16 protein-coding genes and 2 rRNA genes are annotated in these 22,011 nt (G+C 66.5%); 13 read left to right on the top strand and 5 right to left on the bottom strand.

From position 1 onward, the window contains the following. Nucleotides 1-444: 444 nt before the first annotated feature. A 23S ribosomal RNA gene (locus tag TFU_RS12825) occupies nucleotides 445-3,549 on the top strand. A gap of 98 nt (nucleotides 3,550-3,647) precedes the next feature. Next, nucleotides 3,648-3,763 (top strand): 5S ribosomal RNA (rrf, locus tag TFU_RS12820). Between the two features lie 357 nt (nucleotides 3,764-4,120). On the opposite strand, the gene TFU_RS12815 is transcribed toward rrf, so the two are convergent. Further along, nucleotides 4,121-4,399 (bottom strand): hypothetical protein, encoded by a 279-nt coding sequence (locus TFU_RS12815; protein WP_011293002.1) that lies wholly within the window; start codon nucleotides 4,397-4,399, stop codon nucleotides 4,121-4,123. 181 nt (nucleotides 4,400-4,580) lie between these two features. Here TFU_RS12815 and TFU_RS12810 point away from each other — a divergent pair, with 181 nt between their 5' ends. The 4 genes from TFU_RS12810 (at nucleotide 4,581) to TFU_RS12795 (ending at nucleotide 9,381) form a co-directional block, all read left to right on the top strand. Further along, nucleotides 4,581-5,375 carry a TSUP family transporter gene (locus TFU_RS12810; protein ID WP_011293001.1) on the top strand — a complete coding sequence of 265 codons (795 nt, stop codon included), beginning with the start codon at nucleotides 4,581-4,583 and terminating at the stop codon, nucleotides 5,373-5,375. A 289-nt stretch (nucleotides 5,376-5,664) separates the two neighbouring features. Further along, complete coding sequence (gene sucC / locus TFU_RS12805; RefSeq protein WP_016189216.1) at nucleotides 5,665-6,846, top strand: ADP-forming succinate--CoA ligase subunit beta; 1,182 nt, start codon at nucleotides 5,665-5,667, stop codon at nucleotides 6,844-6,846. A 20-nt stretch (nucleotides 6,847-6,866) separates the two neighbouring features. Beyond that, complete coding sequence (sucD, locus tag TFU_RS12800) at nucleotides 6,867-7,745, top strand: succinate--CoA ligase subunit alpha (protein WP_011292999.1); 879 nt, start codon at nucleotides 6,867-6,869, stop codon at nucleotides 7,743-7,745. A 262-nt stretch (nucleotides 7,746-8,007) separates the two neighbouring features. After that, the gene (locus TFU_RS12795) at nucleotides 8,008-9,381 is read left to right on the top strand and encodes a cell division protein PerM (protein WP_016189215.1); all 1,374 of its coding nucleotides are present in this window, start codon (nucleotides 8,008-8,010) and stop codon (nucleotides 9,379-9,381) included. Here TFU_RS12795 and TFU_RS12790 read toward each other — a convergent pair. Then, nucleotides 9,378-9,806: a hypothetical protein gene (locus TFU_RS12790; RefSeq protein ID WP_011292997.1), complete on the bottom strand. Its 429-nt coding sequence runs from the start codon at nucleotides 9,804-9,806 to the stop codon at nucleotides 9,378-9,380. The two genes, TFU_RS12795 and TFU_RS12790, sit on opposite strands and share 4 nt — an antisense overlap. Nucleotides 9,807-10,081: 275 nt before the next feature. Between TFU_RS12790 and purN the strand changes: the two genes are divergently transcribed. From purN to TFU_RS12775, 3 genes are read left to right on the top strand one after another with little or no spacing between them, the layout of a single operon-like run. Beyond that, complete coding sequence (gene purN / locus TFU_RS12785) at nucleotides 10,082-10,714, top strand: phosphoribosylglycinamide formyltransferase (RefSeq protein ID WP_081430453.1); 633 nt, start codon at nucleotides 10,082-10,084, stop codon at nucleotides 10,712-10,714. Beyond that, the gene (gene purH / locus TFU_RS12780) at nucleotides 10,711-12,279 is read left to right on the top strand and encodes a bifunctional phosphoribosylaminoimidazolecarboxamide formyltransferase/IMP cyclohydrolase (protein WP_011292995.1); all 1,569 of its coding nucleotides are present in this window, start codon (nucleotides 10,711-10,713) and stop codon (nucleotides 12,277-12,279) included. The genes purN and purH overlap by 4 nt, the downstream gene beginning before the upstream one ends. 58 nt (nucleotides 12,280-12,337) lie before the next feature. Then, nucleotides 12,338-13,189, top strand: a complete 852-nt coding sequence (locus tag TFU_RS12775; protein WP_011292994.1) for a bifunctional methylenetetrahydrofolate dehydrogenase/methenyltetrahydrofolate cyclohydrolase — start codon at nucleotides 12,338-12,340, stop codon at nucleotides 13,187-13,189. Between the two features lie 47 nt (nucleotides 13,190-13,236). Here TFU_RS12775 and TFU_RS12770 read toward each other — a convergent pair whose 3' ends face one another. Next, a complete protein-coding gene (locus TFU_RS12770) occupies nucleotides 13,237-13,842 on the bottom strand; it encodes an FHA domain-containing protein (protein ID WP_016189212.1) in 606 nt (201 codons plus the stop codon). Between the two features lie 519 nt (nucleotides 13,843-14,361). On the opposite strand from TFU_RS12770, the gene TFU_RS12765 reads away from it, so the two are divergent. Beyond that, nucleotides 14,362-14,691: a DUF3017 domain-containing protein gene (locus tag TFU_RS12765; RefSeq protein WP_049755069.1), complete on the top strand. Its 330-nt coding sequence runs from the start codon at nucleotides 14,362-14,364 to the stop codon at nucleotides 14,689-14,691. Between the two features lie 219 nt (nucleotides 14,692-14,910). Continuing rightward, nucleotides 14,911-16,131, top strand: coding sequence for an NADP-dependent isocitrate dehydrogenase (locus TFU_RS12760; RefSeq protein WP_011292991.1), 1,221 nt, complete (start codon nucleotides 14,911-14,913; stop codon nucleotides 16,129-16,131). 301 nt (nucleotides 16,132-16,432) lie between these two features. On the opposite strand, the gene TFU_RS12755 is transcribed toward TFU_RS12760, so the two are convergent. Both TFU_RS12755 and TFU_RS12750 read right to left on the bottom strand, forming a co-directional pair. Then, nucleotides 16,433-17,647, bottom strand: a complete 1,215-nt coding sequence (locus TFU_RS12755; RefSeq protein WP_011292990.1) for an LCP family protein — start codon at nucleotides 17,645-17,647, stop codon at nucleotides 16,433-16,435. Between the two features lie 108 nt (nucleotides 17,648-17,755). After that, nucleotides 17,756-18,907, bottom strand: coding sequence for a galactokinase (locus TFU_RS12750; protein ID WP_016189208.1), 1,152 nt, complete (start codon nucleotides 18,905-18,907; stop codon nucleotides 17,756-17,758). 643 nt (nucleotides 18,908-19,550) lie between these two features. Between TFU_RS12750 and TFU_RS12745 the strand changes: the two genes are divergently transcribed. Together TFU_RS12745 and TFU_RS12740 are read left to right on the top strand one after the other, a co-directional pair. Further along, nucleotides 19,551-20,750, top strand: coding sequence for a glutamate--cysteine ligase (locus tag TFU_RS12745; protein ID WP_011292988.1), 1,200 nt, complete (start codon nucleotides 19,551-19,553; stop codon nucleotides 20,748-20,750). Beyond that, nucleotides 20,737-21,969, top strand: coding sequence for a M20 family metallopeptidase (locus tag TFU_RS12740; protein ID WP_011292987.1), 1,233 nt, complete (start codon nucleotides 20,737-20,739; stop codon nucleotides 21,967-21,969). The genes TFU_RS12745 and TFU_RS12740 overlap by 14 nt, the downstream gene beginning before the upstream one ends. Nucleotides 21,970-22,011: the final 42 nt, after the last annotated feature.

Here is a 22,011-nt window from a genome sequence, read left to right as displayed (position 1 = left end):
GTGTCTGGCGTGTGTTGGTGGTCGGCTGGCTCGAAAGTGGACGCCTCCCGTTGTGTGCTGCATGGTGTGTGGCGCGTGTGTTGGGGGGTGGCCCGGTGGGTTGAGAGGCAATCTTTTCCCTGCCTGTCGTTGGTGGTGGGTGGGGGCGCGCTGTTGGGTGTCTGAGGGAACAACCGTATCCCGCAGACACCGCACCCTGGTGGCCGTGTTGCTTGGGCTGGCTGGGGTCGAAGCCGTTGTGGTGGGGGCTTTGGCTGGCTGGGCTGGGGCTGAGTGGTCGTGGCTGGTGAGGCTGCGTCTGTGAGGTCCTTTGGTTTGGGTGTGGGTGTGTGGGGGTTGTTCTGGCCATCCTGGCTGGCGCATGCCGTGTGGTGTGTGTTGGTTGGGTGTGTGGCGTGGGTTTTGATTTGTGGATAGTGTGTGCGAGCGTCTTGTTTCTGTGGTGGCCAAGCGAGTGTGGCACACGGTGGATGCCTTGGCACCAGGCGCCGATGAAGGACGTGGGAGGCCGCGATAGGCCACGGGGAGCTGCCAACCGAGCGTTGATCCGTGGGTGTCCGAATGGGGGAACCTGGCGTGCGTGATGGCACGTCGCCGCTGCCTGAATGTATAGGGCAGTTGGTGGGAACGCGGGGAAGTGAAACATCTCAGTACCCGCAGGAGGAGAAAACAAGAGTGATTCCCTGAGTAGTGGTGAGCGAAAGGGGATGAGGCTAAACCATGCGCGTGTGATACTCGGCAGGGGTTGCGCGTGTGGGGTTGTGGGGCGTGCCTGTCTGGGTCTGCCGGCCTGGAGCACTGCCGTTGCGGATAGCCGAAGCCGGTGGGAAACGGCACCGTAGAAGGTGAGAGTCCTGTAGGTGAAATCCGTGGGCGGGGTGTTGGGTGCGTTCCCGAGTAGCACGGGGCTCGGGGAATCCCGTGTGAATCTGGCAGGACCACCTGCTAAGCCTAAATACGTCCTGGTGACCGATAGTGGACGAGTACCGTGAGGGAAAGGTGAAAAGTGCCCCGGTGAGGGGTTGTGAAAGAGTGCCTGAAACCGTGTGCTGTCAAGCCGTCAGAGCCTTGCTTGTGGTGGGGTGATGGCGTGCCTTTTGCAGAATGAGCCTGCGAGTCATGGTGTGTGGCGAGGTTAACCCGTTGTGGGGGAGCCGTAGCGAAAGCGAGTCTGAAGAGGGCGTTTGAGTCGCATGCTGTGGACCCGAAGCGGGGTGATCTACCCATGTCCAGGGTGAAGCGGGGGTAAGACTCCGTGGAGGCCCGAACCCACCAGGGTTGAAAACCTGGGGGATGAGGTGTGGGTAGGGGTGAAAGGCCAATCAAACTCCGTGATAGCTGGTTCTCCCCGAAATGCATTTAGGTGCAGCGTCGCGTGGTGCTTGCCGGAGGTAGAGCGACTGGTTGGCTGATGGGCCCGACAAGGTTACTGAGGTCAGCTAAACTCCGAATGCCGGTGAAGCTAGCGCGGCAGTGAGACTGCGGGGGATAAGCTTCGTGGTCGAGAGGGAAACAGCCCAGATCATCGGTTAAGGCCCCTAAGTGTGTGCTTAGTGGGAAAGGTTGTGCAGTTGCTGTGACAGCCAGGAGGTTGGCTTAGAAGCAGCCATCCTTGAAAGAGTGCGTAATAGCTCACTGGTCGAGTGATTGTGCGCCGACAATGTAGCGGGGCTGAAGCACACCGCCGAAACCGTGGATGCTGATCATGCCTTTTGTGGGTGTGGTTGGTGTGGTAGGGGAGCGTCCTGCGTGGGGTGAAGCCGCCGAGTGATCGTGTGGTGGACTGCGTGGGAGTGAGAATGCAGGCATGAGTAGCGTGACACACGTGAGAAACGTGTGCGCCGATTGACTAAGGGTTCCTGGGGCAGGTTAATCCGCCCAGGGTAAGTCGGGACCTAAGGCGAGGCCGTGAGGCGTAGTTGATGGATAACGGGTTGATATTCCCGTACCCGTCCGCACGCGCCCAATACCGAGGCTTCTGATGCTAACCAGACTGGCGCTGCTCCTGTCCTTTGTGGGTGGGGGTGGTGTTGGTGTGGGGTCCAAGGGAGTAGTAGGTAAGTGATGGGGTGACGCAGGGGGGTAGCTCTACCGGGCGGTGGTTGTCCCGGGTCAAGCGTGTAGCCCGGAGCATAGGCAAATCCGTGCTCTGTTGTGGGTGAGGCGTGATGTCGAGGCGTTGAGCCGAAGTGAGTGATCCCGTACTGCCGAGAAAAGCCTCTAGCGAGTGTGTGGACGGCCCGTACCCTAAACCGACGCAGGTGGTCAGGTAGAGAATACCGAGGCGTTCGGGTGAACCGTGGTTAAGGAACTCGGCAAATTGTCCCCGTAACTTTGGGAGAAGGGGAGCCCTGTGCGGTGAAGGACCGTGCGTCTGGAGCTGTGTGGGGTCGCAGAGGCCAGGGGGAAGCGACTGTTTACTAAAAACACAGGTCCGTGCGAAGTCGTAAGACGCGGTATACGGACTGACGCCTGCCCGGTGCCGGAACGTTAAGAGGACCGGTTAGATGCCTTTTGGGTGTCGACGCTGGGAATCTAAGCGCCGGTAAACGGCGGTGGTAACTATAACCATCCTAAGGTAGCGAAATTCCTTGTCGGGTAAGTTCCGACCTGCACGAATGGCGTAACGACTTCCCCGCTGTCTCAACCACGGGCCCGGCGAAATTGCACTACGAGTAAAGATGCTCGTTTCGCGCAGCAGGACGGAAAGACCCCGGGACCTTTACTACAGCTTGACATTGGTGTTTGGGATGGCTTGTGTAGGATAGGTGGGAGCCTGTGAAGCCTGGACGCTAGTTCGGGTGGAGGCGTTGGTGAAATACCACTCTGGCTGTTTCGGGCATCTAACCTGGGACCGTGATCCGGTTCAGGGACAGTGTCTGGTGGGTAGTTTAACTGGGGCGGTTGCCTCCTAAAGGGTAACGGAGGCGCCCAAAGGTTCCCTCAGCCTGGTTGGCAATCAGGTGGTGAGTGTAAGTGCATAAGGGAGCTTGACTGTGAGACGGACGTGTCGAGCAGGTGCGAAAGCAGGGACTAGTGATCCGGCGTCGGCGTGTGGAAGCGGCGTCGCTCAACGGCTAAAAGGTACCCCGGGGATAACAGGCTGATCTTCCCCAAGAGTCCGTATCGACGGGATGGTTTGGCACCTCGATGTCGGCTCGTCGCATCCTGGGGCTGGAGTCGGTCCCAAGGGTTGGGCTGTTCGCCCATTAAAGCGGCACGCGAGCTGGGTTTAGAACGTCGTGAGACAGTTCGGTCCCTATCCGCTGCGCGCGTTGGAGACTTGAGAAGGGCTGTCCCTAGTACGAGAGGACCGGGACGGACGAACCTCTGGTGTGCCAGTTGTTCCGCCAGGAGCATGGCTGGTTGGCTACGTTCGGAAGGGATAACCGCTGAAAGCATCTAAGCGGGAAGCCTGCTTCAAGATGAGGTCTCCTGCCACCGTTGAGTGGGTAAGGCCCCCTAGAGATGATGGGGTTGATAGGCCGGATGTGGAAGCCCTGTGAGGGGTGGAGCTGACCGGTACTAATCGGCCGAGGGCTTGTCCACCACAGATACAGGACAGCTCGCACACACGAACACACACGCGTGAAGGTTTCCCCCATGACCTAGAGCCTGTGGGTTGTGGTTGGTGGGGGTGTGAGGGTTACGGCGGTCATAGCGGGCGGGGTCCACCCGGTCCCATTCCGAACCCGGTCGTTAAGCCGCCCAGCGCCGATGGTACTGCCCTGTGGTGGGGTGGGAGAGTAGGACACCGCCGTACACACACGCAAAAAAGGAGAGGGAGTAGATGTGAGGCTTTGGTCCTCTTTCCTGCCCCTCTCCTTTTCGTTTTCTCTGAATTAAGGCCCCTCGCGCAGGGGCCTATTTTTGTGCCTTTTCCTGGGCGAGGGTGCCCCCACCCCTGTGTCGGGGAAATGGCCAGGAAAAACCGTGGTGAAGAAGAGCGGGAAGAGGGATGAATTCACTGCATGGCCTCTTCAAGGCGAGAATCCTGCACGGTCCCGTCGTCACGGTTGCCGCGGGGTAGAGCGGAGATGCAGCGATCCCTGCCTGTGCCGCTGCGGAAGGAGCGAATACCCTCTCTCGCCCGGGAGAGGCACACTACTGGATCCGGTGGTTAAGTGCCTTGATGCTGGCGCAGGTAGTCCAAGTAGAGCGGACGCAGTGCCTCACGGAGCTGGTGGTCCCCTTCGAATTCTGCGATCAGTTGGCTGAACAATGCCGACACGGTGTGCACCCCGGCCTGTCCTGCCGCTGGGCGTCCGGCAAGGGCCTCCGCACTAGGAATATGCTCCACCAGCTTCCACAGGTAGCTGACATCCCACCGCTTCCGGGCGAGCTCCACTGCCCGTTCCCGCAACTCGTCCGTGTCCAACCTCTCCAAGTCCTCACCCATGACCTCCCACTACCCGATCTGGGGCTTTCCGCGCTCTGCGGGACAGACTCCCCCGCATCGCGACGGGCGGGGATGGTGCAGGGCAGAAAACGGCAAAGAGATAGGCTCTTGGACTTGTGACTACAGGTAGCCCGTATCGGGACGTTCCGCCGCGGCACGTCGTTCTTTCGGATCGGTAGGCGTGGACGTCGAGATCATCGCGCTGCTCATGGCCGCAGCGGTCGCCGCCGGATGGGTCGACGCTGTCGTGGGCGGCGGTGGCCTGCTGATGCTTCCCGCACTGCTCGTCGCCTTCCCCACCACACCGGTGGCCGCAGTGCTCGGAACCAACAAACTGACAGCGATCTTCGGTACCTGCTCCGCCGCCATCACCTACGCTCGCGGGGTCAAATCCGAACCCCACGTGGTGTGGTCCGCAGCCGGACTCGCCCTCCTCGGAGCGGGAAGCGGGGCCGCGCTTGCCGGAGCAGTGTCCTCCGCGACCCTGCGCCCCATCATCATGGCGGTGCTGCTCGCTGTCGCTGTCTTCGTGGTGCTGCGCCCCGCGATGGGACGGGTCGCCCAACCACGGCTGCGCACCCCTGCCCGGGTCGTAGCCACGGTCCTCATCACGGGCCTAGTGATCGGATGCTACGACGGCCTCATCGGGCCGGGCACCGGCACGTTCCTGATCATCGCGCTGACGTCGATCATCGGCATGGACTTCGTCACTGCCTCGGCGTCCGCCAAAATCATCAACACGGCCACCAACCTCGGCGCGATCATCGTCTTCGCCCTCAATGGTGACGTGATGTGGCTGATCGGGCTGGGCTTGGCGGTGTGCAACATCGCCGGGGCGCAGGTGGGCGCCCGCATGGTGCTGCGCCGCGGTACCGGCTTCGTGCGGGCTGTCCTCCTGGTCGTCGTCGTGCTCCTCGTGCTGCGGCTCGGCTACGACCAGTTCGTCGCATCCGCGGTCCCCTCGGGCACAGGGTGAAGGAGCATGACAGAGCGTGACACGGTCCCTGTGAAGCTTGTGTAACCCGTCACATGGGTTATCGACTCAGTGTGGGGAATAACGGACAAACAACCAGTTTCACGAGGTCATGGGACCGGTCATCGGGAACCCGGTGTCTGTTGCGGAAAGTCGGGCTGGATAAGCTTCCGCATGGTGCGGATGGCTTAAACAAGCATCTTTCCAACGTGGCACACCCCGCAGATGGTTCCCACGTTGTGTGAATGACCTCCGCAGAAACCCAGCCAGCGAGTCACAAGGACGGACCCTCGTGGACCTGTTCGAATACCAGGCGAAGGCACTCTTCGCGGAATATGGGGTTCCGGTACCCCAAGGAAAGGTGGCGAGCACGCCCGAGGAGGTGCGTGCCATCGCCGAAGAGTTCGCGGCGGCGGGCAAGCCCCGCGTCGTGGTTAAAGCTCAGGTCAAGACCGGAGGCCGAGGCAAGGCGGGCGGTGTCAAGGTGGCCGACGGCCCCGACGACGCAGTCGCTAAGGCCAAGCAGATTCTCGGCATGGACATCAAGGGCCACACCGTCCACCGGGTCCTCGTTGAAGAGGCCAGCGACATCGCGGAGGAGTACTACTTCTCCTTCCTGCTGGACCGGGCGAACCGTTCCTTCCTCTCCATCTGCTCTGCCGAGGGCGGTATGGAGATCGAGGAGGTTGCGGCAACCAACCCCGACGCCGTAGCGAAGGTCCCCATCAGCCCGCTCAAGGGGGCTCCGGCTGACGTCGCGGCCGACATCGTTGCCCAAGGCAAACTGCCCGAGGCTGCTGCCCAGGGCGCCGTCGACGTCATCACCAAGCTGTGGAAAGTCTTCGTGGAGAAAGACGCCACGCTGGTCGAGGTCAACCCGCTCATCCTCACCAAGGACGGCCGGGTGGTCGCCCTTGACGGCAAGGTCACCCTGGACGACAACGCCGAGTTCCGGCAGGACCTGGAGTCGCTAGCCTCCGCCGCGGAAGGCGACCCGCTGGAAGTCAAGGCCAAGGAGAAGGGCCTCAACTACGTCAAGCTCGACGGTGAGGTCGGCATCATCGGTAACGGCGCCGGACTCGTCATGTCCACGCTGGACGTGGTCGCCTACGCCGGTGAGCAGCACGGCGGAGTCAAGCCCGCCAACTTCCTCGACATCGGCGGTGGCGCCTCCGCCGAGGTCATGGCCAACGGCCTGGAGATCATCCTGAGCGACCCCGCGGTCAAGAGCGTCTTCGTGAACGTCTTCGGTGGTATCACCGCGTGCGACGCGGTCGCCAACGGTATCGTGCAGGCGCTCGAACTGCTGGAATCCCGGGGCGAGGATGTGACCAAGCCGCTGGTGGTGCGCCTGGACGGTAACAACGCCGAACTCGGTCGCTCGATCCTCAACGAACGTAACCACCCAGCGGTCCGCCAGGTGGACACCATGGACGGCGCTGCCGCACTAGCCGCCGAACTGGCCGCGAAGTAAGCGCGGGGGGATTTCAAGACATGGCTATCTTCCTCACCAAGGACAGCAAGGTCCTCGTCCAGGGCATGACCGGCTCCGAGGGCACCAAGCACACCCGTCGCATGCTTGCCGCGGGCACCAACATCGTCGGTGGTGTCAACCCGCGCAAGGCCGGCCAGGTGGTGGACTTCGACGGCACCCAGGTACCGGTCTTCGGCTCGGTAGCCGAAGGCATGAAGGCCACCGGTGCTGACGTCACCGTCATCTTCGTGCCGCCGAAGTTCGCCAAGGACGCGGTGATCGAAGCGATCGACGCGGAGATCGGCCTCGCGGTCGTCATCACCGAAGGCATCCCGGTGCACGACACCGCCACCTTCTGGGCCCACGCGTGCAGCAAGGGCAACAAGACCCGCATCATCGGCCCGAACTGCCCCGGCCTCATCACCCCCGGGCAGTCCAACGCCGGCATCATCCCCGCCGACATCACCAAGCCGGGCCGTATCGGCCTGGTGTCCAAGTCCGGCACGCTCACCTACCAGATGATGTACGAGCTGCGGGACATTGGCTTCTCCACCTGCGTGGGTATCGGCGGTGACCCGATCATCGGCACCACGCACATCGACGCGCTCGCCGCGTTCGAAGCCGACCCGGACACCGACGTCATCGTGATGATCGGTGAGATCGGCGGTGACGCTGAAGAACGGGCCGCTGAATACATCAAGAAGCACGTCACCAAGCCTGTCGTGGGCTACATCGCGGGCTTCACCGCGCCTGAGGGGAAGACGATGGGGCATGCCGGCGCTATCGTCTCCGGTTCTTCCGGTACCGCTGCGGCGAAGAAGGAAGCCTTGGAAGCCGTGGGCGTCAAGGTCGGTAAGACGCCGAGCGAGGCCGCGAAGCTGGTGCGTTCCCTGTTCTAACACGCTACGCGTGTCGGAGGGCCTGCTCCCGCGGAGGGGCGGGCCCTCCGTTCTGTTCTCCGGAGCGCGCCTTACCACATTTGGGATTTTTTGGCGACTTCCGACACGCCAGGCGGAAATAGGTTCCTAAAACCGCGGCGGCTGGGAGCATGGAAGCGTGAGCGTGCCTCCAAGAACGTCGAAACGTCGTCAACCGGCTGGCGGCGGTCGCCCAGGCAGAAGACCCCACCGCCCGGGGAGCCGTCCCGCAACGTCCCGTCCCGTGGGCGCCAGCGCGCAGGCGCGTCCGCTGTACGCGTCGGGTGGGGTCGGCGCGGCGTCGGCTGCCGCGATCGGCCTGGCTATGCTCACCACCCTCACCCTCGTCGGCTGGATCGCTGCCCCGCCGACCACGTTCGGTGACGACATCGTTGACGTGTTCCGGATCGCGGTCCGCATGTGGCTTGTCGGCCACCACGTCGAACTCGTCACCCCGGATGGGCGGATGGGGCTGTTCCCCATTGGCTTGCTCGTGCTCCCCGGGCTGCTGCTGTACCACTCGGGAAGCCGGCTTGTCCGCGCCTGCGGACTGGTCCGCCTCCGGCACGCCGCCCAGGCAGCGCTGGCCCTCGCCAGCCCGTATGCGGCGATCGCCGGCACGCTCGCGCTCATCGGGCGGGACGACACGGTCCAGCCCAGCATGCTCCAAGCGCTCGTCACCGGTTTCCTCCTCGCGTTCCTCGCTGGAGGGCTGGGAGCGCTGCGGCAGCTCCTCAAAGAGCGCCGTATCCCGTGGCGGGGGGTGCTCGCATTCCTGCCGTTACGGCTCCGCGCCGTCGTCTCCGGGCTGTTCAGCGCTTCCGCAGTGCTCGCAGCAACCGGGGCTGCGCTGTTCTTCTCCGGTCTTGCCGCAGGGTTCCCCGAAGCGGTCGAGACTACCCGCGGGCTAGCCCCCGGGGTGGTCGGCGGCGTGCTGCTGTTCGTCATCCAGTTGCTGTACCTGCCGAACGCGGTCATCTTCGGGGTCGCCTACGCGGCAGGCCCGGGGTTCGCGTTCGGGGCAGACACAGTGGTCGCGCCCACCGGCGTGGCCCTGGGGCCGCTGCCGGAGCTCCCGATGCTGGCTGCCCTCCCCGACAACGGTCCCGCCCCGGCCCTGTCCCTGGTGACTCTGCTGGCCCCGTTTGCCGCCGGGGCAGTGGGAGGCTGGCGGAGCTTGCACGGCGCGCCGGTACCGGTCAACGAGGCTGCACCGTTGTGGGGATTCATCTGCGGGATCGGCACCGGAGTGGTGTGGGGCGGGCTGAGCGCACTGGCCCGCGGCCCCTTGGGAGCGGACCGGTTGGCGGAGATCGGCTCCTCCCCCTGGCAGGTGGGGGTGGTTGTCGCATTGGAAGTCGGGGTGAGCGCAGCGATCGCCGCGTGGGTGGTCAACTGGCGGCAGCTCCGAGACACGTTCGACGGAGTCGAGACTGCCCGGCCGGCCAGCACCCCGGCAAGGAAGGGCGAGGAGGACCGGGAAGCCGCGTCTCGCACGCTGCGGCTGCCCCGCCCGCAGTGGCGCAGCCTACGGCGGCGGTTCCGGGACGACGACGCAGACGAGCTGTACGGCATCACCTACGAGGCCGACACCGGCTTCGACCGGGAAACGGATTAAGGCTGGGCCCGGCCGCTCTCCAAGAGCTCCCGCACCCACGGCTGGTCGGGGAAGCGCTCACTGATCGCTTCGAAGTAGGCGTCGTCGCACTTCTCCTGGGCGCTGACCGTGTGCGCGCGGGCAGTGCATTCGCTGTACGCCCGGAGTTCGTCGGAGAACACCGCCAGAGCTGCGGAGATCACGAGCGCCCAGAGGATTCCGACGATGCCGACGATGATGCTGGCCAGCGAACCCGGTGCCTGCGTGCCGCGGCTTTTCGCCTTCTTGCGGGCCCGGGCCCCTTGGACGATGCCGAGCACGGAGAGCACTGCGCTGTAGGGGAGCAGGAGGAGGCCGGCGAACGAGAACATGAGCCCCCACAGGCCACCGCGTTCCACGGTGATCTCGGGTCTTCCAGGCTGCGGCGTCGACGGCTCACTGTTCACTAGGTCTCCTCACCGGTGGGGGCATGTGTGGACTAGCGTCTCCTTAGACGCTACCGGGTCGGCCGGACCGGAATGATCCGCTCCGCGGCTCCTGCCAGGACCCGGCGTCGCAAGCGGTACCGGGCGGCGGGATAGGCTGGCTTCTGCACGAGTTGCTCACTCTGCGCTGCCTTGTCGGCCACAGGGCAGCGGTATACCCCCGGACAGCGTGTGGTCGTGCCGTGCCCGGGGCCGGGCAGAAGTCCTCGAACCGTCCACCCAGGGGAGGAAGCACACTGTCGGCGCGAGTAGTCGTTCTCATCTCGGGCACGGGAAGCAACATGGCGGCCTTACTCGAGGCGGCTGCCGATCCGGACTACGGTGCGACGATCGTTGCGGTCGGATCTGATCGTGAGGCTGCCGGTTTAGTCCGCGCTCAAGAAGCGGGCGTGCCCACTTTCATAGTTCCTTTTTCCGAGTATTCGGATCGGAGCGAATGGAATCGCGTGCTTGCCGCACGTCTTGCGGAGTTCTCACCGGACCTGGTCGTCTCCGCCGGATTCATGCGCATTCTTGGCCGTGAGGTTCTCCAGGAGAACACGGTCATCAACACCCATCCGGCGCTGCTCCCCGCGTTCCCGGGAGCGCACGCGGTACGCGACGCGCTGGACTACGGGGTCAAAGTCACCGGAGCGACCGTGCACTTTGTGGACGAAGGCGTGGATACCGGTCCGGTGATCGAACAAGCCGTGGTGCGGGTGGAGGAAGGCGATGACGTCGCCACGCTGCACGAGCGGATCAAAACGGTTGAGCGCCGCATGCTCGTGGACGTCGTCGGCCGGCTCGCCCGCCACGGATGGACCCTCAACGATCGACAGGTGAAGCTGGGCGGTGCGCCCAGCCGGGACGTGACAGAGGAGAACCGGTGACACAGCAGGCCATTCGGCGTGCGTTGATCAGCGTGTACGACAAGACCGGGGTCGAGGAGCTAGGACGCGGCCTCGCTGAAGCAGGGGTGGAGATCGTCTCCACCGGTTCCACTGCTGCCCGGCTGACCGCAGCCGGGGTCGCAGTCACCCCGGTGGAATCCGTCACCGGTTTTCCCGAGTGTTTCGAAGGCCGGGTGAAGACCCTGCACCCGAAGGTGCACGCGGGACTGCTCGCTGACCGGACCAAGGCCGAGCACCGGGCGCAGCTCGCCGAACTCGACATCGCGCCGTTCGACCTGGTCGTGGTCAACCTCTACCCTTTCGCGGACACGGTTGCGTCCGGCGCTTCCCCTGAGGAGTGCATCGAGAAGATCGACATCGGCGGTCCGGCGATGGTGCGGGCCGCGGCAAAGAACCACGCGAGTGTCGCGGTGGTCGTGGACCCGGCCCGCTACGGCGACGTCCTGAAAGCGGTGCGCAGCGGCGGGTTCACCCTGGAGGAGCGCAAGCGGTTGGCGGCGGCGGCTTTCGCGCACACGGCGAGCTACGACGCTGCCGTAGCGGCATGGTTCGCCGAGGCCTACGCCCCCGACGAGGTGGCGAAGGACTCGGGGTGGCCCGAGTTCACGGCTGTCACCTACCAGCGGCAGACGACGCTGCGCTACGGCGAGAACCCCCACCAGAGCGCAGCACTGTACCGGCCGGCGAGCGCCAGCGGCGAGGGCCTGGCCGGGGCGCGGCAGTTGCACGGCAAGGAGATGTCGTACAACAACTACGTGGACAGCGACGCTGCCCTGCGCGCCGCCTACGACTTCACTGAGCCGTGCGTGGCGATTATCAAACATGCCAACCCGTGCGGGATCGCTGTAGGAGAAAATATCGCCGAAGCACATCGCAAGGCGCACGCCTGCGATCCGGTGTCGGCGTTTGGTGGGGTGATCGCCGCTAACCGCGTTGTTGACGAGGCCATGGCCGCGCAGGTCGCCGAGGTGTTCACCGAGGTTGTCGTGGCGCCCGGGTTCAGCCCTGAGGCCGTGGAGATCCTCACGCGCAAGAAGAACATCCGCCTGCTGGAGGTGGCGGAGCCGGACCGCGGGGCCCGGCGGGAGATGCGGCAGATCAGCGGCGGGCTGCTGATGCAGGACGCCGACCTGGTCGACGCGCCCGGGGATGATCCTGCGCAGTGGCAGTTGCGGGCCGGACCAGCCGCGGATGAGGCGACCCTGGCCGATCTGGCCTTCGCGTGGCGTGCGGTGCGGGCCGTGAAATCCAACGCGATCCTGCTGGCTGCCGACCGGGCCACGGTGGGCGTGGGCATGGGCCAGGTGAACCGGGTGGACTCGGCTCGCCTCGCGGTGACACGCGCCGGGGAGCGGGTGAAGGGCTCCGTAGCCGCGAGTGACGCGTTCTTCCCCTTCCCTGACGGACTGGAAGTGCTGGCCGAGGCAGGCGTGCGGGCGATCGTGCAGCCGGGAGGTTCGGTGCGGGACGACGAAGTCATCGCCGCTGCCGAGCGTGCCGGGGTGACCTTGTACTTCACCGGAACCCGGCACTTCTTCCACTGATCCGGCACAGCGTTGGTCGCGAGGCTTGCGCGGTCTCGCCGAGTAGAGAGGCATGACGGTGACAGCACAGGTACTGGATGGGAAGGCGACCGCTGCGGCGATCCGGGAGGAACTGAAGGAGCGGGTGGCCGCGCTGCGCGCCCGCGGGGTGGTGCCGGGCCTCGGCACGATCCTGGTGGGCGACGATCCGGGAAGCCACGCCTATGTGCGGGGGAAGCACCGCGACTGCGCTGAGGTCGGTATCGCCAGCATCCGCAAGGACTTGCCGGCGGATGCGACGCAGGCCGATGTGGAAGCCGCGGTGGCGGAGCTCAACGCTGACCCGGCGTGCACCGGTTTCATCGTGCAGCTTCCGCTCCCTCGCGGGCTGGACGAGAACCGGGTGCTGGAGAAGATCGACCCGGCCAAGGACGCGGACGGGCTCCACCCTTCCAACCTGGGCAAGCTGGTGCTCATGGAGGAGGCTCCGCTGCCGTGTACGCCGCGCGGCATCGTGGAGCTGCTGAACCGCTACGGGGTGTCGCTCCGGGGCGCCGAAGTGGTCGTGGTCGGCCGCGGGGTGACGGTGGGCCGTCCCCTGGGGCTGCTGCTCACCCGCCGCTCAGAGAACGCGACGGTGACGCTGTGCCACACCGGGACCCGTGACCTGGCGGCGCACACGCGCCGCGCCGACATCGTGGTGGCCGCGGCCGGGGTGCCGGGGCTGATCACCAAGGACATGGTGAGCCCGGGGGCCGTCGTGCTGGACGTGGGGGTCACCCGCACGGAGAAGGGCCTGGTCGGTGACGTGGCTCCGGACGTGGCCGAGGTCGCCGGGTACCTGTCCCCCAACCCGGGCGGGGTGGGGCCGATGACCCGCGCCATGCTGTTGACGAACGTGGTGGAAGCTGCGGAGCGGTCGCTGTCCTGAACCGGTCGGTGGGAGGCCCGACGTGGGTCGGACCTCCCACCGGACGGTCAGCTTGCCTGACGCTGCCGTTCGGAGGGCGGTGTGGGGCGGATCAGTCCCAACGCCACCACCTCGTTGGCCAGCCGGGTGCGGCGGTTGACCCCCTCCGCGATGCGGAACTTCTGGTAGAGGCGGAGCAGGTGCTGTTTGACCGCCGCTTCGGTGACCACGAGGTCCTCCGCGATCTGCCGGGCGGTCGCGGGGGCAACGAAGGCGTCGTCGGACAGGGCGGGGCGGCACAGTGAGGTCAGGACGTCGATCTCGCGGCGGGTGAGTTCGGGGGTGCCGCCCCGGCGCAGTTCCACCTCGGGGCGGAGGTCTTCTTCCGGCAGTCCGCCGACTCTGCACCGAGCAGCGCCGAAGCTGATGACGTCGCCTTCACGGAGAACCCGCTGGGCGATGGGGCGGCCGTTGACACGGGTACCGTTGCGGGACAGACCCATGTCGACGACGTACACGTACGGGCCGCGGCGGACGATCTCCGCGTGCAGTTGCGAGACACTCGGGTCGGAGAGGATGATGTCGACACCCCTGCCGCGTCCGACTGTCGTCACTTCCGCGGTGAGGGGGTGGATCTCGCCGGTCTCCTCGACCCGTATGTGGGGGCCGTCCACGGCTGTTCCTCCTGTTGTGGAGCGCGACCGGTGTGGATGGTTGCGACGGGGGGTAGCGGGGGCTGCCGTGCCGACCGCGGCACGGCGGGATGCCGTCGATTGAGTGGGATTCATAGGGGTTTTTGTCCTCGCTCGCCCGTGGCACTCATCTCCTGTCTGGTTACCCGCGAGGTAGGATTTCTATGCCCTTACCCGCCAGTAAGGCGGTGAGGTGGGGTGTCTCCAGCGTTTTTCTGGTAATCAGGTCACGATTCCCCAGTTTTCGACGAGCCCGATTCTCCACCCGGCCGTGACCGTGGCGGTCAATAGAATTGGGGCCACGTGTGGCCGACAGCAGCATGGGCTGTCGGCAGGCGGCGTAGGGCGCTCCCACAGAGTGCGTCAGCTCGGGCGTGTGCGAACCCGTTGCGCCGCGGCGGGCCCTGTCGCCTCGGCCGGTCCCCGGGGCAGGTATGCGCGAGCGTGAGGTGTGCGGTGAGCCAGGAAACGGTGGAGGCGGCGACAGCGGAGCGGTCGGACATGCCACAGCCCACAGGGGAGAATGAGCCGGTTGACCCGGAGGGGCCAGGGACGGCCGCGGATAGCGGGCCAGGCTGGTTGAACCAGGTGCCCTATCTGCTGGTTCTCGCCACGATGAGCGCGGGCATCGTCGTGGTCGCTGCAGCCCACTTCAAACGGGGGCCCGCGATTATCGCCGGTTCTCTGCTGCTGGGTGCGGTGCTGCGGGCTGTCCTGCCTACTGAACGGGTGGGCATGCTGGCGGTGCGCAGCCGCTGGGTGGACGTGGTCACGTTCGTCACCTTGGCGGTGCTTCTCATTGTTTTGGCCTGGGTAGCCCCGCAGCTATGACATATGTCCGCGACTAATAAGCTTGATATCGAGATACCGCACAGCGTCGTGTATGACTGATCGGAGCGTCCCCGGGGAGGAGCAGCCTTCCGGGCGGGCCTGGAAGCGCGCTGACCGGGACGTTCTTGCGGCGATCCATGAGCCGCGGACCAGGAAACCTCAGACGGTGCCGCGTTCGCGGTCCGGCCACACGCCATACGAAAGGGACAGCCACGAGCCATGGCCAAGATCAAGGTTGAGAACCCCGTAGTAGAGCTCGACGGCGACGAGATGACCCGGATCATCTGGTCCTTCATCAAGGAGCGGCTGATCCTGCCGTATCTCGACATCGACCTCAAGTACTACGACCTGGGTATTGAGGAGCGCGACCGCACCGAGGACCAGGTGACGATCGACGCGGCCCACGCCATCAAGAAGTACGGTGTCGGCGTCAAGTGCGCGACCATCACCCCGGACGAGGCTCGGGTTGAAGAGTTCGGGCTGAAGAAGATGTGGCGGTCGCCCAACGGCACGATCCGGAACATTCTCGGCGGTGTGGTCTTCCGCGAGCCGATCATCTGCTCTAACGTGCCTCGCCTGGTCCCGGGCTGGACCAAGCCGATCATCATCGGCCGGCACGCCCACGGCGACCAGTACAAGGCCAGCGACTTCAAGGTGCCCGGTCCTGGTACCGTGACCATCACCTACACCCCGGAGAACGGCGGCGAGCCCATCGAGATGGAGGTCGCCAAGTTCCCCGAGGGCGGCGGTGTTGCGCTCGGCATGTACAACTTCCGCAAGTCCATCGAGGACTTCGCGCGGGCCTGCTTCAATTACGGTCTCGACCGCAACTACCCGGTCTACCTGTCCACCAAGAACACGATCCTCAAGGCCTACGACGGCATGTTCAAGGACGTGTTCGCGGAGATCTACGAGAACGAGTTCAAGGAGAAGTTCGAGAAGGCCGGGCTGACCTACGAGCACCGGCTGATCGACGACATGGTGGCCGCCGCGCTCAAGTGGGAGGGCGGCTACGTGTGGGCCTGCAAGAACTACGACGGTGACGTGCAGTCGGACACGGTCGCGCAGGGCTTCGGTTCGCTGGGTCTGATGACTTCGGTGCTGCGCACCTCCGACGGCCGGGTCGTGGAGGCCGAGGCCGCGCACGGTACGGTCACCCGCCACTACCGGCAGCACCAGCAGGGCAAGCCCACCTCCACCAACCCGATCGCGTCGATCTTCGCGTGGACGCGGGGCCTGGAGCACCGGGGCAAGCTCGACAACACCCCCGCGGTCATCGAGTTCGCCCGCACCCTGGAGGACGTGGTCATCAAGACCGTGGAGAGCGGCCAGATGACCAAGGACCTGGCGATCCTGATCGGCCCCGACCAGGAGTGGCTGACCACCGAGCAGTTCCTCGCCGTGCTCGACGAGAACCTGCAGAAGCGCCTGGCGGCCTGATCTGTGTGGCGCGTGGCACCGGGGCTCGCCTGTTCGGCGGCCCGGTGCCACGGCGCGACGCCCGGAGCGGCCGCGCAGTGGTTTGCGCACTCTTGGTGAGAACCCCCCAGCGCGTTTTACCTGGCCGCCCCTAGGGTGGAAGACACGAGCACCACAGAATACGGACTTTCTTTCCGAAAGCGACGTGGCCCGTCGCGTTGCCGCTGGGGGGTAGGCACGCGACGAGGAGCGTCACCAGGGAGGCCCCGCAGCGAGCACGCGCGGGGCCTCTCTACTGGTCACGTCCACTGCGGACCGGGGGTCAGTCCTGCATCGCCGACTCGGGGATCGGCCGGCCTTCCCGCATGGCAGCGAACATCTCTTCGGCGCGGGCCTCGTCCCACAGCACTACCGAGCCGACGTCCAGTGTCGGGGTGGAGCCGACCGGGACCGCCGTAGTCGCGGGAGAGTCGCGCATGGCCAGCGCCAGCCACGCCAAGTCCATCAGGCTGTCGCCTTCGTCCACGCTGAACGTCGACGTGCCGCTGAGGACCAGCGGAATCGACCGGAACGGGTTGAACAGGGTGCTGGGGGCGGTGGCTTGTTGGATGAGGGCACTGAAGAACTCGCGCTGGCGTTGGATGCGGTCCAAGTCGGCGCGGGGGGTTGCCCGGGTCCGCACATAGCCCAGGGCGGTGGGGCCGTCCATCACCTGGCAGCCCGCTTCGATGTCCAAGCCGGCCTTGGGGTCTTCCATCGCTTCTTCCGGGCACAACTCTACCCCGCCCACGGCGTCGACGATGTCGACGAAACCCGCGAATCCGATCTCCACGTAGTGGTCGATCCGCACCCCGCTGGCCTGTTCGAAGGTGCGCACCAGGGTGGCGGGGCCGCCGCCGAGCGCCTCCGCGTAGGCGGCGTTGATCTTGTTGGCTCCGATGCCGGGGATCTCCACGTAAGAGTCGCGGGGCACGCTGATGATGGCGGGCCGGCCTTCGGTGGGCACGTAGAGCACCATGATCGTGTCGGTGCGCTTCCCCTCGGCTTTGCCGGTCCGCAACGCCTCCATGTCCTCGTCGCTGAGGCCTTCTCGGCTGTCGGATCCGACGATGAGGTAGGTGGTGCCCGGCTGGTCGTCGGGGCGGCCCTCGTAGGGGACCAGGGCTGCCACGCGGTTCAGGCGGGAGTTCGCCCACAGGTAGCCGACTGTGGGAAGCAGGAGGAGCAGCACCAGGACGAGCACCGCCGCTTTCTTGCGGCGCCGGGCCCGGCGTTCGCGCTCTCGGCGTTCCCATCCGCCGCTGTCCCGGCCCCGGCTGCGGGGGGTGGGGCGGCGGGGCGGGGTGCCGCTGGTCCGGGAGAGCCGTCGGGTCGCGGCAGCGTCCGATGCGGAGCGCGCCGCGGGTTCCGGCCGGTAGAGGCTGTCGATCCGGTCGGGGAGGCCACCGTCGGGGTTGCGTCGGAACACGCCGGTCCGGTCGTGGCTTCCCGACGATCCGCCGGGGGCGCGGTCGTAGGGGTGGGGTCTGTCAGCCATCGTGTCGCTCGCCTTTTCGTTGACGGCGGTTCGCCTGGTCGTTGTCCTTTTGGACGTGCCACATGCTATGTGGGTTCAATGCGGCGGCGTGCGGGTTGATGTCCGGATTCAGCGCAGCCGGTGCGCGCCGGGGGCGGGGTCGGCGACCCCCAGCAGCGGCGCAGACCAGCGGCGCGCGGTGAAAGCGGCGTGGATGCCCGCACGCACCGCGTCGACCCGTTCGGCGGGGACGAGAGCGGCCGCGCGGTGGCCAGAACCGGCCATGCGGGCGCCCCGTGCACCTTTGCGGACGGCGGTGTCCGCCGCAGTGTCCAGCCTGGGGCAGACCGTGGCGAAGGCGTCCCGCAGCGACAGGTGCCCCGCGTTGAGCGCGGGACCGATCTCCGCGGCGGAGCCTGCGCGCAGCAGGCCCACGACCGCGTTGACCCGGTGGGTTTCCGCGACCGCGTGCCTGATGCGGTGCCGCAGCGCCGCGTCGTCGATGCGGGCCAGGGCAGCGGCGAGGTCGGAGACTTCGCGCAGCGAGGACACGCCGAGGGCTCGGGCGGCCCGCGCGCATTCCTCCCGCCGCTGGGCGAGGGTCCGTTTCGGTAGCGGTCCGGTCCCGGCGTCCACGACGAGGAGCCGCAGTCCCGCTTGGGCAAGGGGCAGCGGTAGCAGGCGGCCGCGGCCCGTCCAGAAGTCGGCAAGGAACGCGTGGTCGGCGGTGGCGCGCAGCGCGGTGTCGGGGATGGCCTCGGCGGCATCCGGGACGAGGTGGTCGGCGAGGAGCTCCCGCGCGGTGCGGGCTAGCGCGGACCTATCTGCTGCGGCGTCCGCCCCCTGGTGGAGTTCGGTGGCGGCGAGCAGCACCGCGTAGGCGGCGGTGAGAGCCGGGGCAGCGTCGAACGGGCCGAGGTCGAGCATGATCTGCAGCCCGCGTCCCTGGTGCGCTGCTGCGGTGAGGACCGCGGGCAGTGCTGCCGCCCAGTCGGGGAGCCGGCGGGGGAGGCGCGGGGCGGTGAAGCGCACGGCACGGTTGGGGGACCGGGTAGTGCGGATGTCCACGGCGGGCGCTGGGGCGGGGGCGAGCGCGGCCGCGACTCCCCACGGGAGGGCGACTGACAGCACTCGTGCGTCGTGGCCGCCCGCATAGTCGCCGAGGAGGGGGAGTGTGGCGGGGGACCACCACACGCCGGCCGGGGCGCGGCCGTAGGCGGCGCGGAACGCGGTTTCCGCCCGGTCTGCGGCCCGGGATGCCGCGACCGTGGAAGCATCCACCGGAATTGGTTTTCGGTCGGACCTCAACAGCTTCACAGTGTCGTCCTCCCCGGTGACTCGGTGCGGCGCAGACCACAGACCCGCAGCTCATCGCGGGGCTGTGGGCGGGGGCGTCGTTGTTCACTGTAGGAGCGGGAAGAGAGCGCCCGGTCTACGCGGGGGAGGGCCGTGCCGCCTGGGTAGGGACAGAAGCGGCGTGTGTGGTGGAACACGCTGCTGGAGTGTGACGGAGGCATTACGTGTTGGTCACTTCCGAGCGGTTTCCGGGTTCTTTCGGTAGCGTGGTGGGAGGCGACGCGTTGCAGTGTTCGGCAGCGACCGGCTGCACCCGAGTGCCGTCACCGCGGACTGAGTCCCGACCGGAGCGGCCCGGCGACGGCAACCCAAACGGAACGGGGCGGCACGGCCTTAGAGCACGCTCCGCCGCTTTTCCGCGAGCCCGGTGCGATTCCCGCGTTTTCTCGCCGTCGAGGAGGAAACGGCGTTTCGCTGACCCCGCGATCCGGTCCCTCGCGGTCCGCCACACGCGTCGGCGAGCAACAGGGAGCGAAACGGCTATGCGCTGCGCACAGGGCATCGACCCCGATGTCCGATGCGCCGTGCACCCGGAGCGGTTTCCTGCCGAACAGCGCGGAGGGCGGACATGACCATTGAATTCAACCCCTCGAAGCGGGCCACCCTCGGAGTGGAGTGGGAACTGCAACTGGTGGACCGCGACAGCGGCCACCTGCGCCAGGACGCCCAGAAACTCCTGGAAGAACTCCCGGAGCTCAGTGGCGCCGAAAGCAACCCCCCGCTGCGCCATGAGCTGATGCAGAGCACGATCGAGGTGGTGACCGGCATCTGCGAGACCGTGGACGAAGTCAAGGAAGACCTCTCAGCCACGGTCGCACGGCTCACGCAGGCCGCGGACGGCCGCGGAATCGAACTGGCGTGCGCCGGCACCCACCCGATCGACGACTGGCGGGACCAAGAGTTCGCCCCGAGTCAGCGCTACAGCGAACTGATCGAACAGATGCAGTGGCTGGCCCGGCGCATCCTCACCTTCGGGGTCCATGTCCACGTGGGGGTGACCGACCGCGACAAGGTCATCCCCATCGTCAATGCGCTCTCCCGCTACCTGCCGCATTTTCTCGCGTTGACCGCGTCCAGCCCGTTCTGGAGCGGGCACGACACCGGACTGGCTTCCAGCCGTTCCATCGTCTTCGGTGCGCTGCCTACGGCGGGGCCGCCGCCGCGGCTCGCGCACTGGGGGGCGTTCGAGGAGTACATGGACACGCTGCTGCGGGCAGGCACCATCACCAGCATCAAAGAAGTGTGGTGGGACATCCGGCCGCATCCGGAGTTCGGCACGGTCGAGATCCGGATGTTCGACGGAATCCCCACGGTGCGCGAGGTGGGCATGGCCGCCGCGCTGTCGCAGAGCCTGGTGCAGTTGTTCGAGCAGCAGCTCGATCGGGGATACCGGCTGCCCAGTCCGTCGAGTTGGGTAGTCACCGACAACAAGTGGCGAGCCACCCGGTACGGGTTGGACGCCCGGATCATCATCGATGAGCGCGGGAGCACCGTCCCCCTGCGCGACGACCTGTACGAACTGCTCCATGAACTACGGCCGATCGCTGAGCGCCTGGGGTGTGCCGAAGACCTCGACGTGGTCGCGGAGATTCTCCACTACGGCGCATCCTACGAACGCCAGCGGGCCATTATCCGGCAGGGAGGCGTCCTCAAGGACGTAGTCGACGCGCTGGTCAAAGAGTTCCGGGCTGGGGCACCCGCGGTCGGGTCGAGCCATGGTCGAACAGATCCATCGAGAAATGGGGGTCCCTCGCATGCAGGGGCGTGACCTGCGCGAACAGTTGGCCGTGTTCCTGGCGCACCGGGAACGGGAGTTTGTCGAGTTCCGCCGCGACCTTCACCGGCATCCCGAGCTCGCTTTTGCGGAGCACCGCACGACGCAGCGGATCGAGGAGCGGCTCATCGACGCCGGGCTCAAACCGTTGCGTCTCCCCCAGGGCACTGGGTTGATCTGCGATATCGGTACCGGTGAGGGTCCGACGGTGGCACTGCGTGCCGACATTGACGCGCTGCCCCTCAACGACGAGAAGGACGTTCCCTACCGGTCTACTGTCCCGGGCGTGGCACACGCCTGCGGACACGACGTGCACACCACGATCGTGCTGGCCGCCGGCCTGTTCCTCGCCCAGCAGGAGCGGGCCGGTGCGCTGCCCGGCCGGGTCCGGCTGCTTTTCCAGCCGGCCGAGGAACTGCCGGGAGGGGCCCGCGAAGTGATCAACGCGGGCGGTTTGGAAGGGGTCGACCGGATTTTCGCGCTCCACTGCGACCCGCGGCTTCCCGTGGGGCAGGTGGGGCTCCGGTCGGGGCCGATTACCGCGGCCTGCGACCAGGTGCTGGTGCGGCTGTCCGGGCCTGGCGGGCACACCGCCCGGCCTCATTTGACCGCAGACCTGGTCTACGCCCTCAGCAAGATCGTCACTGAGCTGCCCGCCGCCCTGTCGCGGCGGGTGGACCCCCGAGCCGGGCTCAGCCTGGTATGGGGGCGGATCAGCGCCGGCTCCGCGCCCAACGCTATCCCCGACGACGGGGTGGTGGAGGGGACGCTGCGCTGCCTGGACGACGAGGCCTGGCATGCCGCCCCCGATGTGGTGAAGGAACTGCTGGACTCGGTGGTCGCCGCCTACGGTGTGCAGGCCGAACTGGACTACCGCAGAGGCGTGCCGCCCACCATCAATGAGCCGAACAGCGTGGAGATCTTCCGCGCTGCCTGCGTGCAGGTGCTGGGCGAGCAGGCGGTGGCAGCCACTCCGCAGAGCCTGGGCGGCGAGGACTTCGCCTGGTATTTGGAGACCACGCCGGGCGCGTATGCGCGGCTCGGCACCCACTGGGGGAATTCCGACCGTCCCATGCTCGACTTGCATCGCGGCACGTTCGACGTGGACGAGACCGCGATCGGGGTGGGGACACGGTTCATGGTCGCCACCGCGTTGGCCGCGCTCCGCGCCGAGCAGCGCGGCGGCCTGGACGACACCGCTGAAGCGGACTGACCAGGGAGGACGCGCGCCGCAGTATGCCAGGGTGCGGCGCGG

The sequence above is a fragment of the Thermobifida fusca YX genome (genome assembly GCF_000012405.1).
Taxonomy (GTDB): domain Bacteria; phylum Actinomycetota; class Actinomycetes; order Streptosporangiales; family Streptosporangiaceae; genus Thermobifida; species Thermobifida fusca.
Note: the sequence above shows the minus strand (reverse complement) of the source record. Positions and strands in the feature narration are given on the sequence as shown.

Bases quoted from the DNA above. Each gene is read 5' to 3' on its own strand.
- TFU_RS12760 (WP_011292991.1), top strand. From the start codon at position 14,911: ATGGCCAAGATCAAGGTTGAGAACCCCGTAGTAGAGCTCGACGGCGAC.
- TFU_RS12740 (WP_011292987.1), top strand. From the start codon at position 20,737: ATGCAGGGGCGTGACCTGCGCGAACAGTTGGCCGTGTTCCTGGCGCAC.
- sucD (WP_011292999.1), top strand. From the start codon at position 6,867: ATGGCTATCTTCCTCACCAAGGACAGCAAGGTCCTCGTCCAGGGCATG.
- TFU_RS12815 (WP_011293002.1), bottom strand. From the start codon at position 4,399: ATGGGTGAGGACTTGGAGAGGTTGGACACGGACGAGTTGCGGGAACGG.
- TFU_RS12745 (WP_011292988.1), top strand. From the start codon at position 19,551: ATGACCATTGAATTCAACCCCTCGAAGCGGGCCACCCTCGGAGTGGAG.
- TFU_RS12765 (WP_049755069.1), top strand. From the start codon at position 14,362: ATGCCACAGCCCACAGGGGAGAATGAGCCGGTTGACCCGGAGGGGCCA.
- TFU_RS12755 (WP_011292990.1), bottom strand. From the start codon at position 17,647: ATGGCTGACAGACCCCACCCCTACGACCGCGCCCCCGGCGGATCGTCG.